The following is a 12,158-nucleotide window of genomic DNA, read 5'->3' as shown; positions in this document are numbered from 1 at the left end:
GCTGCCGACGCCGGCCCTCTAGCTGCACACCCCCTTCATCAAGGAATCCCGCCATGCAGATGGACAACATCCCCTTCAACACCACCGACTGGGCCGCCGTGGCGCCCACCGAGCATTCGGCCGAGGCCGGCCAGGCGTTCTGGCGCACGCAGAACTTCGGCAACATCCGCGTGCGCACGGTGGAGTACACGCCCGGCTATGTCTCCGACCACTGGTGCACCAAGGGCCATGTGCTGCTGTGCCTGGAAGGGGAACTGGAGACCGAACTGGCGGACGGCCGCCGCTTCACTCTGACACCCGGCATGAGCTACCAGGTGGCGGACAACGCCGAGCCGCACCGCTCGCGCTCGCCCAAGGGCGCCAGGCTCTTCGTGGTGGACTGAACCTGCAGGCACGATCGGCACGGCAGCGCGCTGCAGGTCTGCGACAGGTTCGCGCCGGCGCGGGCGAGAGCTGCGCAAACGTGCCGTCATTGAGTGGCGTACGGCAAGGCTTGCCAGGGTGCCCATGCCGGGGGGTGGAATGCCTGACGGACGGCTCTCCAGGTACACAGTCATCGTCCATCAACTCAGCGGCGAAGTAGGCATTGCCGATGGCGACAGCCCCTGTGGCCGGGCTTGTGCACAATGAAGAGCTTTCGCCCAGCCTCTTCACGCGATGCAGCAAGAACCCGACTTCCTCCACAACCTGAACCAGGAATTCCGGGACGGCAGGCGCTGGCTGGACCGCACCATCGTGCTGGCCTATGCCGCCGCCGCCGGGCTGTGCGTGGTGGCCTTCACGCTGATGGCGGACGCGGGCTTCGAATTCTTCGAGAGCATTTACCACTGGCAGGGCGGCTGGGCCGTGCTGCTGTGGATGCCTGCCGTCACGGCGGGCGCCGTGTGGCTCACGCGGCGCTGGGCGCCGGGTGCGGCGGGATCGGGCATTCCGCAGGTGATCGCCACGCTGGACCCGGCGCTGGACTCCACGCAGCGCGGGCGCTTCGTGTCGCTGTGGCTGTCCTTCGCCAAGATGGCGCTGGCCAGCGCAGGCTTTGCGGCGGGGCTGTCCATCGGGCGCGAGGGGCCGTCGGTGCAGGTGGCCGCCGGTGTCATGCACCATGCGCGGCGCTGGTTCGGCCCGCATTCGGGCATCAGCCACCATGCGCTGCTGGTGGCCGGCGGCGCGGCCGGCATTGCGGCGGCCTTCAACGCGCCGCTGGCCGGCGTGGTCTTCGCCATCGAGGAGCTGTCGCGCAAGCTGGAGTCGCGCTCCAGCGGCCTGATCATCGCGGCCATCGTGCTGGCCGGCCTGATGGGCGTGTCGGCCTTCGGCAATCTCAGTTATTTCGGGCGCATCCAGGTGCCCCACCTGACCTGGGACGCGCTGCTGCCCGGCCTGTGCGTGACGCTGGCCTGCGGCGTGCTGGGAGGCCTCTTCGCCAAGCTGCTGGCCGCCTCGCTGACCCGCGCGCCCGAGCGGCTCAACCAGCTGCGCGCGCGCTTTCCGATCCGCTTCGCGGCGGCGGTCGCGCTGGTGATCGCCGTCATCGGCATGGTCACGGGCGGCGCCACCTTCGGCGCGGGCTCGGAAGCCGTCAAGCACATGCTGGCGGGCCAGGCCGACGTGCCTTCGTTCTACGTCACCCTGAAGTTCATCGCCACCTGGCTGTCGGCCTGGGTGGGCGTGCCGGGCGGCATCTTCGCGCCCTCGCTGTCCATTGGCGCGGGCGTGGGCCACAACGTGGCCGGCCTCATGGGCGCAGACATCGCGCCCGCCCTCATCGCCATGGGCATGGCCGCCTTCCTGGCCGCCGTGACGCAGGCGCCGCTGACGGCCTTCATCATCGTCATGGAGATGGTGGACGGCCACTCCATGGTGCTCAGCCTCATGGCGGCGGCCATGCTGGCCAGCCTGGTCTCGCGCATGCTGGCCCGGCCGCTGTACGAGACGCTGGCCCAGCACATGCTGAGCATGGTGGTCGCAGCTGCACCTGCTCCTGCGTCGGCACCCGCACCGGTGCCCGAGCAGGCCTCTCCCCCGAAGGACCAGGACAAGCCCGCAGGCGCCTGAAGCGGGCGCGCTTGGCTGACAGCCAATGGCGAATGCCGATGGCCTGGGTGTGCTTCACGCCACGCCATGCTCCCTTCCTGAGTCCGGACGCAAACCCAAGGAAAGGAACGCGCCATGTGGGAGGAAGTGGCCAACACCCTGGTCGAGGAATTTTCCAGCCTGCCCGATGCGGCCGAGGTCACGCGCGTCATGGTGCGCCTGCTGCTGGCGGCGCTGCTGGGCGGCATCGTCGGCTACGAGCGCGAGCACAAGGGCAAGGCCGCAGGCCTGCGCACCCACATGCTGGTGGCCATGGGCGCGGCGCTGTTCGTGCTGGTGCCCGAGCGCGGCGGCATGGACATTGCCGACATGAGCCGCGTGATCCAGGGCGTGGTGGCCGGCGTAGGCTTCCTGGGCGCGGGCGCCATCATCAAGCGCCACTCCGAGGAACAGGTGCAGGGCCTGACCACGGCAGCCGGCATCTGGATGACGGCCGCCATCGGCGTGGCCTGCGGCCTGGGGCGCGAAGCCATCGCGCTGCTGGCCACGCTGCTGGCCATCGTCATCCTCGTGATGCTGCCGCATGTGGTCAGTGCGCCGCCGCCGCACGATGACGCGGAGCCGGACACCAAGCCGCGCGAGACCTGAGGGCGGGCTGCGGCTCAGGCGTGCGGCTGTGAGTGGGGTGGCGGGGACTTCGCCTGTGCCAGCAAACTGTCCCAATCGCCAGGAGGGTGCCCGTTGGCGAGCATTTTTCGGAACACCCTGTAGGCATCGTCGCTGCCCTCATAGGCTCGCCTGGTGTCCTCATCGTTGACCCAGGCGAACACGATGATTTTGCTGGGGGCGTGAAAGCGAAAGAACAGGCGGTACTGCTGGAAGAACCTGGCCCGAAACCAGTGCTTGTGCTCCTCGCCCAGGGTATGGCCCTGGCGGTAGTCTGGCCGCGTGGGATCCTGCGGGATGACATCGAATGCCAGCTTGCGGATCGCCGCCAATCGCTTGGTCGCGTTCTTGCGTGTGTACCCGTCAGGGTCCTTCGTTTTCAGACCCTCCACTTCCTGGCTCAACGCCTGCAGCTGGGCCAGGAAAAGCGGGTGCATGAATACCGTCCAGCCGTGGATGCGCAAGGGGGCGGGCGGTACGGCGCTCATTCGTCGTCTGCCGAAAGCGGTGCATCCAGATCGACCTCGATGCCTTCGGTCAGCGCCTGGATCTGCTGCGCCAGACGGGCATCCATGGTCTGCAGGCGCTCGGGGTGGGCTGCCATGTCCTGGGCCAGAAAGCCGAGAAACTGGCCCAGCACGGGATCGGCATCCTCGGTGGAGTCGGCGCGACTGAGCACGACCTCCCCGCCGGGCAGGATGGTGTAGTGGATCCTGTCGCGCTTGCTCAGGTGCAATGCGCGGCGAACGGCTTCGGGAATGGTGGTCTGGTAGCGGTCAGTGAGCGTGGATTCGGCTTCAAGTGTCGAAAACATGATGGCATCTCCTGATAGGCTGCCATGCATGGTAATGCAGGTGCATTACCATGCCCGGGCGAAAGGTTCCTTCCCCAAAAAGCACGCGCATCCCGCCTCAGAAATCCACACTCGCACTCAGCGAGAACGTGCGCGGACCGCCCACCGTCAGGTAGCCCGAACCCGGGTAGCCGCCCACGGAGGCCCAGTAGTTGCGGTCCGTCGCGTTGTCCACGCGCAGGCGCAGCGTGAGCAGCTTGCCCTGCACTTCGGTCATGTAGCGCACGCCCAGGTCCAGGCGGTTCCATCCGGCCACGCGCAGGGTGTTGACATCGTTGGCGTAGCTGGCGCCGGTGTGCACCAGGCGGCCGTCCAGCGCCAGGCCGTTGATGCCCGGCACATCCCACTCCACGCCCGCCGTGGCCTGGAAGCGCGGCACGCCGATGACGCGCTTGCCGTCGGTGGTGGCGCGGCCCGTGCTTTGCTGCCTGGCGTCCAGCCAGGTGGCGCCGCCCAGCAGGCGCAGGCCGCGCATGGGTTCGCCGAAGACGTTGAATTCCACGCCCTGGTGACGGTCCTTGCCGGCCGAGGTGAACAGGTTGCCGTCGATCAGCGAGCGCGGCTTGTCGGTGGAGAAGAAGGCCAGGCCGCCGCCCAGCTTGCCGCCGTCGTACTTGACGCCCACTTCCTTTTGCTTGGTGACGTAGGGCGACATCTGCTGGCCCGCGTTGGCGATGATGGTGTCGCCCGACTTGGCCGGCGCCGTGTCGCCCTGGGCCAGTCCCTCGATGTAGTTGCCGTACAGCGATACCTGGGGCGTGAGCTTGAACACCGCGCCCAGCACCGGGCTGGTGCGGCTCTGGTCGTAGGCCGTGCGCACGCCGCCCTGGCTGGTGACGGCGCCGTTGCTGACGAGGCGGTAGCTCACCGAGTCGGTCTCTATCGTCTGGCGGCGCACGCCGGCCGTCACCAGCATGCGGCCGTCCATCAGCGACAGCGTGTCGCCCAGCGCAAAGCTGTTCAGGCGCGTGCCCCGGTTGTAGGCGGGGTTGGACAGGTCGTTGCCCAGGTAGTTGAGCGGCGTGATCGCGTAGTAGCTGGGGTTGTAGAGGTTGGTGTTCAGCACATTGCCCTGGACCGCAGACGTGCTCATGCCATAGGCGTTGTAGACCTTGAGGTCGAAGGCCGAATAGCTGGCGACGATCTCATGGCCCACATCGCCCGTCTGCAGGCGTGCGCGCACGCCCAGCTCGCCCGTGCTCACGCGGTCCTTGCGCGCGTTGTCGAAGCGGCTGGTGGTGGCCGCGCCATTGCCGGCCGCCGCCAGCGTGATGTTGGCCAGCGAGTTGTTCTCGGAGCTGCGGCGCAGGCCGTAGGCGGCCCAGGCCGTCACGTTGCTGTTGATGTCCCATTCGCCGCGCAGCGTGCCGAACAGGTCGCGCTCGTCGGAATAGGTCCAGGGCTGGGCCCAGTTGGAGGAAGCATCGGGCGCCGCAGGAATGGCGGCCAGCCCTGCGCCCGGCGTGACATTGGTGCGCGTGCGCTTGAGGCGGTTGTCCTGCCAGCCGATGTCGCCCGACAGGCGCACATTGCTGCTGCGCCAGTCCATGCCCACGGACAACAGATCGAGCTTGGAGCTTTCCTGGTCGATGGCGGTATCGCCGCCCCGGTGCGCGGCGTTCAGGCGGATGCCCGTGGCCTGGTCGGGGCCGAAGCGCCGGCTCACGTCGGCCGCCACGAAGGCCTGGCCGCCGCTGGCAATGCCTGCCGTCACGCGCGACAGCGGATCGCTGCCCGCGCGCTTGGGCAGCAGGTTGATGTTGCCGCCCAGGCCGCCGCCATTGGGGCTGGCGCCCATCAGAAAGGCCGATGCGCCGCGCAGCAGCTCCACGCGCTCGAACAGCTCGGTGGCGATGTACTGGCGCGGCAGCAGCGCGTACAGGCCGTTGTAGGCCACGTCGTCCGAGCCCAGCACGAAGCCGCGCACGAAGTAGGACTCCTGGAAATTGCCGAAGCCGCGCGCCACGCGCACGGAAGGATCGTTCTGCAGCACATCGCCCACGCTTTTGGCCTGGCGGTCCTGGATCAGCTCGTTGGTGTAGCTGGTGATGGAGAACGGCGTCTCCATGTTGTCGCGCGTGCCCAGAATCCCGGCCCGCCCCCCGCGCGCCACCTGGCCGCCCGCGTAGGGCCTGGACAGGCCTTCAGCCGACGCATCGGCGCTGGCCTCCACGGTGACGGTGCCCAGCTCGGGCGCGGCCGTTGCCGTGGAAGGGGCAGGCTGGGCCCATGCGGCGCCAGCAGACAAAAGAAGGGCCAGGGCCCCGGCGATCGGGGTCAGCGTGTGGAGGGGGGAGTGCATGGAGAAAACGGGATGAGAATGCGGGATGAGAATGATTCCCAATAATTTTATCGATGCGACTCCCCCGTATGGAGCTTGTAGGGAGATATGTCTGTTTGTGCCCACACTCCGCCTGGCCCGCCTTCACGCCTGTCCAAGCAGCTCCCACGAGCAGACCTGCGCCTCATCCTCCCCCTGCACGAACGCAACCCGCATGCCCAGCGCCTTGCCCATGCCTTGCACGGCCAGGCGCAGGGCGGCGGGCACGGCGCGGTCGCCCGTGATGACGACCATGCCCCGGCACAGCTGGCGCATGCGCTCGCGGTTGCGCTTGAAGAACAGGGCGCGCTGCTTGCGTTCTTCGTGGCTTTCCTCGGGGTGGTCGCCGGGCAGGTGGTCGGTGAGCAGCACGAAGTGCCGGCCCTGGTCGAGCAGGAATTCGATCTGGGCTTCGGCCGATGCGTCATTGCCGTTGCCTGCGTCTGCAGGTGCCTGCGCTTCGGGTTCGCGCAGGTAGACCAGGGGAAAGCGGGAGGTATCGATCAGCATGTCATGGTTCCTGGGAAAAAGCAGGGCATCAGTACAGGTCGTTCCTGACCGCATGGGCGTAGTGGGCGTTGGCCTGTTCCTGTTGGGCGGCATCCATGGCGGGCGCCGTGGCATCGGCCAACTGCGTGAGGGCGGCCATCATCTGGCCCACGGTGGGCAGGGCGGTGCGGTCCAGCTGGCTTGACGGGCTCCACAGGCCGGAGCGGTGGATGGCCTTGCCGCAGTGCAGCAGCACCTCGTCGACCAGGACCACGGTGGCGGTCTTGGGCGTGCCCCGGCCTTCGCTCAGCTCCTGCAGCAGATGGGGGTCGGTGGAGATGCGGCCGCGCCCGTTGATGCGCAGGAAGATGTCCAGCCCCGGGAACAGGAAGAGCATGGCCAGGCGGTCATCGGCCTGCAGGTTGCGCAGGGATTCGATGCGGTTGTTGCCGGGCCAGTCGGCAAAGGCCACGGTGCGCTCGTCCAGCACCTGCACAAAGCCGGGCGGCCCGCCGCGCGGCGAGGCATCCAGGCCGCGTTCGCCGGCCGTGGCCAGGCAAAAGAAGCTGGCCTGGCGCAGATAGGCCTCGTGGAAGTCGGACAGGCGGTCGCGCACGGCCTTCTGGATTCTTTCTGCCGGGGCGGCGTAGAGCGAGTCCAGGTCGATGGCCGGGCCTGGCGGCTCTGCAAGGGCGGTGTTGTCTGTGTGCATGGCACAAGCGTAAGAACAAAGGCGTTGGCGGCTGTAGACTGGATCAGCCAACAAATAGCTCAAAGACGCCATGCCCGATGCCATTCTTGAACTGGTCAGCCATGTGAACCGTGCCGATGGCCCCGTGCTGATCGCGGCCGTGGGCAACCAGGACGAGGAGCTGGCCTCCGAGCCGCACCGGCACGCGCGCGGCCAGCTGTTCGGCTCGCTGCGCGGGCTGCTGTCGGTGGGCGTGGAAGACGCGGTCTGGGTGGTGCCCGCCATCCATGCCGTGTGGCTGCCGCCGCACCAGCTGCATTCGGGCCGCTCCCATGGTCCCTTCCACGGCTGGAGCGTCTATGTGGCGGAGCCGGCCTGCGCCGACTTGCCGAAGCGGCCCTGCGCCATCCGCACCTCGGGCCTGCTGCGCGAGGCCGTGCTGCGCGCCGCCGGCTGGGGATGGCAGCAAGGCGTGCCCACAACGCAGCCCGTGCAACCAGGCCCTTCGGCGGACCAGGCCCGCGCCCATGTGATGGCGGTGATCCTGGACGAGATCCGCACCCTGCCCGTGGAGCCCCTGGGCCTGCCCCTGCCCGCCGACCCGCGCCTGCAGCGCATCGCCCGCGCACTGATCGCCGACCCGGCCGATGCCCGCGACCTGGAGGCCTGGGCGCGCTGGGCCGCGGTCAGCTCGCGCACGCTGAGCCGGCGCTTTGTGTCGGAGACGGGCTTCAGCTTCACCGCCTGGCGCCAGCGCGCGCGGCTGATGCGCTCGCTGGAGATGCTGGCCGCCGGCGCGCCGGTGACGAACATCGCGCTGGACCTGGGCTACGCCACGGCCAGCGCCTTCATCGGCTTGTTCCGGCGCACGTTCGGGGAGACGCCTGCGGCGTACCGGGGGAGGTTGGGGGCGAGTGCAAGCTGAGGCGGGGTCGGCGACTGGATTGCCACATGAAAGTAGGATCACTCACTTGCCTACAGGGAGCCTCCCATGCAGACCACTCAGCAAATGAGCATCACCTTGCCCAATGACATCGCCGATGCGGTCAGGGCCAAAGTGAGGGCCGGTGAGTACGCCAGCGAAAGCGAGGTGATCTGCGCGGGGTTGAAAGCGCTGATGGACAAGGATCGCGGCCTGATAGCTGGCTGCACCTGGAGGTAGGCCCTGCTTATGACGCCTTGAGGGCTGATCCCTCCAGCGCCGTCACCCTCGGCCAGTTGCGGGAGCGTCTGGCTGCCGAGCGCAGCGGCGGCAACGGCGCGTGACGCTGCCCGCGTCGCTCCTGGGTGACTTCGCCTACAACCGCTGCAACTGCGCATTCAGATACGCATCGCGCGAGGGCAGCAGGTGCTCGGCGCACAGGCGGACCAGGGCGTCGCGGTCCTGGGCGCGCAGGGCTTCGATCATCTGCCAGTGTTCCTGGCGTGCGCGCTCGCGGTAGTCGGCCGAGACCAGGGAGGCGAAGCGGATGGGGTGCGTCTGGCGCGCGTATTCGGTGATGGCCTTGTGCAGCGTGTCGTTGCCCGCCAGCGCAAACAGTTCTTGGTGAAAGGCCAGGTTGATGCGGAACACCAGGCGAGCGTTGCCTTCGGCCACGGCGGCGTCGTGCTGCTGCTGGATGGCGGTCAGGCGGTCCAGGCTTTCGGGGGGAACGGGCAGGGGGATCTTGCGCGCGGCCTCGACTTCCAGCATGCCGCGCAGCTCGTACAGTTCCTGCACTTCCTGGGTGGAGAAGGAGCGCACCAGGGCGCCCACGTTCTTGCGGCGCTCGATGAGGCCCATGCGGTCCAGCGCGGCCAGGGCCTCGCGGGCCACATGGCGCTTGACGCCGAAGCGGGCCATGAGGTCGTCCTCCACCAGGCGCTCGCGCGGGTGCAGCCGGCCGAAGACCACGTCCTCTTCCAGCGCGGCCACCATGGCGCCCAGGGCGTCGGCTGCGGGGGCGGGTTCGGCATCCAGGGAAATCGGCAATGGGGCGGCAGCGACCATCAAGACAGGCGGTTGGGACAAAGACGCCATTTTGTCCGAATTGACCGCCTGCGCCGACTATTCACGCCGGCCGGGAATGGTGCCGCGCTCGGTGGCGCAGCGCAGGAAGTCGAAGTCCACGCCCTGGTCGGCCTGGTTCACGGTGGTGAGAAAGAGCTTGCGGTAGCCGCGCTCAGCCGTGGGCTCGGTCACCGGGTGAAGCCGGGCGCGGCGGGCCAGTTCCTCGTCGCCGACCTGTAGCGTCAGCTCGCGGCGCGCCACCGATAGCGTGATGCGGTCGCCATTCCTCACATGGGCCAGCGGCCCTCCCACGGCCGATTCGGGCGTGACGTGCAGCACGATGGTGCCGAAGGCCGTGCCGCTCATGCGCCCGTCGGAGATGCGCACAATGTCCTTGACGCCGGCCCGCGCCAGCTTGCGCGGGATGGGGATGTAGCCGGCCTCGGGCATGCCGGGCGCGCCCTTGGGGCCGATGTTCTTGAGCACGAGGATGTCGTCGGCGGTCACGTCCAGATCGTCGCTGTCGATGCGGTGGGCCAGGTCGGCCGCGTTCTCGAAGACCACGGCGCGGCCTTCGTGCTCCATGAGCTGGGGATGGGCGGCCGACTGCTTGATGATGGCGCCGCCCGGCGCGAGGTTGCCGCGCAGCACGGCGATGCCGCCCTGCGGGTAGATGGGGTTGGAGCGCGGGCGCACCACGTCCTGCGCAAAGCCGGGGCCCGCGCGATCGATCTCTTCGCCCAGCGTGCGGCCGGTGACGGTGAGGGCGTCCAGGTTCAGCAGGGGCTTGAGCTCGCGCAGCAGCGTGGCCATGCCGCCCGCATGGTGGAAGTCCTCCATGTAGTGGTCGCCCGAGGGCTTGAGGTCCAGCAGCACGGGCGTGTCGCGGCCCATGCGGTCCAGGGCCTGCAGGTCGATGTCATAGCCCATGCGCCCCGCGATGGCGGCCAGGTGCACGAGCCCGTTGGTGGAGCCGCCGATGGCCAGCAGCACGCGCATGGCGTTCTCGAAGGCGGCGGGCGTGAGGATTTTGTCGATGGTCAGGCCCCCGCGCGCCATGCGCACGGCCTCGGTGCCGGTCTGCTCGGCAATGCGGATGCGGTCGGCCGTGACGGCGGGGGGCGAGGCGCCGCCGGGCACGGTCATGCCCAGCGCCTCGGCAATGCAGGCCATGGTGCTGGCCGTGCCCATGACCGAGCAGGTACCCACGCTGGCCACCAGCTGGTTGTTCACGTCGGCGATCTCTTCGGCGTCGATCTCTTCGGCGCGGAACTTGCCCCAGTAGCGGCGGCAGTCCGTGCAGGCGCCCACGCGCTCGCTGCGGTGCGAGCCGGTGAGCATCGACCCGGTGATCAGCTGGATGGCCGGGATGCCGGCCGAGGCCGCGCCCATCAACTGGGCCGGCACCGTCTTGTCGCAGCCGCCGATGAGCACGATGGCATCCATGGGCTGGGCGCGGATCATCTCCTCGGTGTCCATGGACATGAGGTTGCGCAGGTACATGCTGGTCGGCGCCGAGAAGCTTTCGTGCACCGAGATGGTGGGGAAGTCCATGGGCAGGCCGCCCGCCATGAGGATGCCGCGCTTGACTGCCTCGATGAGCTGGGGCGCATTGCCGTGGCAGGGGTTGTAGCTGCTGCCCGTGTTGGTGATGCCTATGACGGGCCGCTGCAGCGCCGAGTCCGTGTAGCCCGCGCCCTTGATGAAGGCCTTGCGCAGGAACAGCGAAAAGCCGCGGTCGCCGTAGTTGGTCAGGCCCTTGGAGATGCCCGTGGCCGCATCGGCGGGGGCGATGTCATGGCCTGGAGCGCCATCGGGAGTCTTGGGGTCGGTCATGGGTGGGGTGCTTTGCAGAGGGTCTTGGCGGGGTCGGAAGACAGGCGCTGCCTTGTCGTGGGGCAGGATAGCGGCGGATGCCGCGGATTATTATCGTCGTTATCACCTATATTATTAATAATCTATCTGGCCAACCATGCAGCCGTGCCCGGCGTGCGTGCCGGGCATGTTTTTCCGACACAAGACAAAAGGAGGAGACACCCATGGTTGTTGCTGCATCCCGCATCCGTCGCATTCATGCGCCCAACCGGCGCGCCGCCCTGGCTGCGGCGCTGCTGGCCTCGCTGGTGCTGGGCCCAGGCCTGGCCACGCCCGCACTGGCCGACGGCGCCTATCCGGCCCGGCCCATCAAGCTGGTCGTTCCGTACACGCCCGGGGGCGCCACCGACGTGATCGGCCGCGTGGTGGGGCAAAGGCTCTCGCTGGCGCTGGGCCAGCCCGTGGTGGTGGAGAACCGGGCCGGCGCGGCCGGCAACCTGGGCGCCGCGGCCGTGGCCAAGGAAAGGCCCGATGGCTATACGCTGCTGCTGGGCGCGCTGACCAGCCATTCCATCAACAGCGTGCTCATGCCGGCCACGGCGGGATTCACCATGGACAAGAGCTTCGCGCCCATAGCCGTGGTGGGCCGCGTGCCGCTGGTGATCACCGTGGGGCCGTCGGTGACGTCGGCCAATCTGGCGGAGTTCATCGCGCTGGCCAAAGCGAAGCCGGGCGGGCTGAACTACGGCTCCTCGGGCAATGGCTCACCCCAGCATCTGGCGGCCGAGCTGTTCAAGCGGCAGGCCGGCGTGCCGCTGACGCACGTGCCCTACAAGGGCAGCACGCCCGCGCTCAACGACCTCATGGGCGGCCAGGTGGATGTGGTGTTCGACACCCTGCCCGCCACGCAGGGCTTCATCAAGGGCGGGCGGCTGCGCGGCCTGGCCGTGACCACGGCGCAGCGCGTGCCCTCCATTGCCGACATTCCCACCACGGCCGAGGCCGGGCTGTCAGGCTTCGAGGTGACGTCGATGTTCGGCCTGCTGGCGCCTGCGGGCACGCCCGCGCCCATCGTCGCCCGGCTCAGCGGCGCGCTCAAGGAGGTGATGGGGCAGCAGGAAGTGAAGGACGCCCTGGTCGCCCAGGGCGCCATGCCCACCTTCACCACGCCTGCCGAGGCGCGCATGCAGATCGCCAAGGAGGTGGGCCGCTGGTCGGCCGTGATCAAGGAGTCGGATATCAAGCCGGACTGAGGCCGGGTGCGGGGCGGGGCCGGGTGGGGTCGCGCTGATATCGGTAA

12 protein-coding genes and 1 pseudogene are annotated in these 12,158 nt (G+C 68.6%); 6 read left to right on the top strand and 7 right to left on the bottom strand.

The genetic code is table 11. The annotated features are described in order from the left end of the window. The first annotated feature begins 53 nt into the window (after positions 1–53). From ACN20X_RS27870 to ACN20X_RS27860, 3 genes are all read left to right on the top strand, one after another. On the top strand, positions 54–383 hold the full coding sequence (locus ACN20X_RS27870; protein ID WP_013800515.1) for a DHCW motif cupin fold protein: 330 nt from the start codon (positions 54–56) through the stop codon (positions 381–383). Positions 384–657: 274 nt separating this feature from the next. After that, positions 658–2,055 (top strand): chloride channel protein, encoded by a 1,398-nt coding sequence (locus ACN20X_RS27865; RefSeq protein WP_473210111.1) that lies wholly within the window; start codon positions 658–660, stop codon positions 2,053–2,055. A gap of 114 nt (positions 2,056–2,169) precedes the next feature. Further along, entirely contained in the window at positions 2,170–2,682 is a 513-nt protein-coding gene (locus ACN20X_RS27860; protein WP_016448386.1) for an MgtC/SapB family protein, read from the top strand. Positions 2,683–2,696: 14 nt separating this feature from the next. On the opposite strand, the gene ACN20X_RS27855 is transcribed toward ACN20X_RS27860, so the two are convergent. The 5 genes from ACN20X_RS27855 to ACN20X_RS27835 form a co-directional block, all read right to left on the bottom strand. After that, positions 2,697–3,188 carry a type II toxin-antitoxin system YhaV family toxin gene (locus ACN20X_RS27855; protein ID WP_473210110.1) on the bottom strand — a complete coding sequence of 164 codons (492 nt, stop codon included), beginning with the start codon at positions 3,186–3,188 and terminating at the stop codon, positions 2,697–2,699. Next, entirely contained in the window at positions 3,185–3,514 is a 330-nt protein-coding gene (locus ACN20X_RS27850) for a type II toxin-antitoxin system PrlF family antitoxin (protein WP_043790977.1), read from the bottom strand. The genes ACN20X_RS27855 and ACN20X_RS27850 overlap by 4 nt, the downstream gene beginning before the upstream one ends. A gap of 97 nt (positions 3,515–3,611) precedes the next feature. Beyond that, a complete protein-coding gene (locus ACN20X_RS27845) occupies positions 3,612–5,855 on the bottom strand; it encodes a TonB-dependent receptor (RefSeq protein ID WP_473210109.1) in 2,244 nt (747 codons plus the stop codon). Positions 5,856–5,978: 123 nt separating this feature from the next. Further along, positions 5,979–6,383 carry a hypothetical protein gene (locus ACN20X_RS27840; RefSeq protein WP_016448381.1) on the bottom strand — a complete coding sequence of 135 codons (405 nt, stop codon included), beginning with the start codon at positions 6,381–6,383 and terminating at the stop codon, positions 5,979–5,981. A gap of 28 nt (positions 6,384–6,411) precedes the next feature. Continuing rightward, on the bottom strand, positions 6,412–7,074 hold the full coding sequence (locus ACN20X_RS27835; protein WP_473210108.1) for a pyridoxamine 5'-phosphate oxidase family protein: 663 nt from the start codon (positions 7,072–7,074) through the stop codon (positions 6,412–6,414). A 70-nt stretch (positions 7,075–7,144) separates the two neighbouring features. Here ACN20X_RS27835 and ACN20X_RS27830 point away from each other — a divergent pair, with 70 nt between their 5' ends. Next, on the top strand, positions 7,145–7,978 hold the full coding sequence (locus ACN20X_RS27830) for an AraC family transcriptional regulator (protein WP_212644717.1): 834 nt from the start codon (positions 7,145–7,147) through the stop codon (positions 7,976–7,978). A gap of 66 nt (positions 7,979–8,044) precedes the next feature. Then, positions 8,045–8,319: pseudogene (locus ACN20X_RS27825) on the top strand (ribbon-helix-helix domain-containing protein). 31 nt (positions 8,320–8,350) lie between these two features. On the opposite strand, the gene ACN20X_RS27820 reads toward ACN20X_RS27825, so the two are convergent. Next, the gene (locus ACN20X_RS27820) at positions 8,351–9,043 is read right to left on the bottom strand and encodes a GntR family transcriptional regulator (RefSeq protein ID WP_473210107.1); all 693 of its coding nucleotides are present in this window, start codon (positions 9,041–9,043) and stop codon (positions 8,351–8,353) included. Positions 9,044–9,100: 57 nt separating this feature from the next. After that, positions 9,101–10,879 (bottom strand): IlvD/Edd family dehydratase, encoded by a 1,779-nt coding sequence (locus ACN20X_RS27815; protein ID WP_473210106.1) that lies wholly within the window; start codon positions 10,877–10,879, stop codon positions 9,101–9,103. Positions 10,880–11,082: 203 nt separating this feature from the next. Between ACN20X_RS27815 and ACN20X_RS27810 the strand changes: the two genes are divergently transcribed. Beyond that, a complete protein-coding gene (locus tag ACN20X_RS27810) occupies positions 11,083–12,111 on the top strand; it encodes a Bug family tripartite tricarboxylate transporter substrate binding protein (RefSeq protein ID WP_338499647.1) in 1,029 nt (342 codons plus the stop codon). Positions 12,112–12,158: the final 47 nt, after the last annotated feature.

The organism is Delftia sp. PX-1 (assembly GCF_055797465.1).
The sequence above is the reverse complement of the archived record's forward strand: the minus strand, read 5'-3'. Positions and strand labels throughout refer to the sequence as shown.

Bases quoted from the DNA above. Each gene is read 5' to 3' on its own strand.
- ACN20X_RS27820 (WP_473210107.1), bottom strand. From the start codon at position 9,043: ATGGTCGCTGCCGCCCCATTGCCGATTTCCCTGGATGCCGAACCCGCC.
- ACN20X_RS27855 (WP_473210110.1), bottom strand. From the start codon at position 3,188: ATGAGCGCCGTACCGCCCGCCCCCTTGCGCATCCACGGCTGGACGGTA.
- ACN20X_RS27850 (WP_043790977.1), bottom strand. From the start codon at position 3,514: ATGTTTTCGACACTTGAAGCCGAATCCACGCTCACTGACCGCTACCAG.
- ACN20X_RS27845 (WP_473210109.1), bottom strand. From the start codon at position 5,855: ATGCACTCCCCCCTCCACACGCTGACCCCGATCGCCGGGGCCCTGGCC.
- ACN20X_RS27835 (WP_473210108.1), bottom strand. From the start codon at position 7,074: ATGCACACAGACAACACCGCCCTTGCAGAGCCGCCAGGCCCGGCCATC.
- ACN20X_RS27830 (WP_212644717.1), top strand. From the start codon at position 7,145: ATGCCCGATGCCATTCTTGAACTGGTCAGCCATGTGAACCGTGCCGAT.
- ACN20X_RS27870 (WP_013800515.1), top strand. From the start codon at position 54: ATGCAGATGGACAACATCCCCTTCAACACCACCGACTGGGCCGCCGTG.
- ACN20X_RS27810 (WP_338499647.1), top strand. From the start codon at position 11,083: ATGGTTGTTGCTGCATCCCGCATCCGTCGCATTCATGCGCCCAACCGG.
- ACN20X_RS27815 (WP_473210106.1), bottom strand. From the start codon at position 10,879: ATGACCGACCCCAAGACTCCCGATGGCGCTCCAGGCCATGACATCGCC.
- ACN20X_RS27840 (WP_016448381.1), bottom strand. From the start codon at position 6,383: ATGCTGATCGATACCTCCCGCTTTCCCCTGGTCTACCTGCGCGAACCC.
- ACN20X_RS27860 (WP_016448386.1), top strand. From the start codon at position 2,170: ATGTGGGAGGAAGTGGCCAACACCCTGGTCGAGGAATTTTCCAGCCTG.
- ACN20X_RS27865 (WP_473210111.1), top strand. From the start codon at position 658: ATGCAGCAAGAACCCGACTTCCTCCACAACCTGAACCAGGAATTCCGG.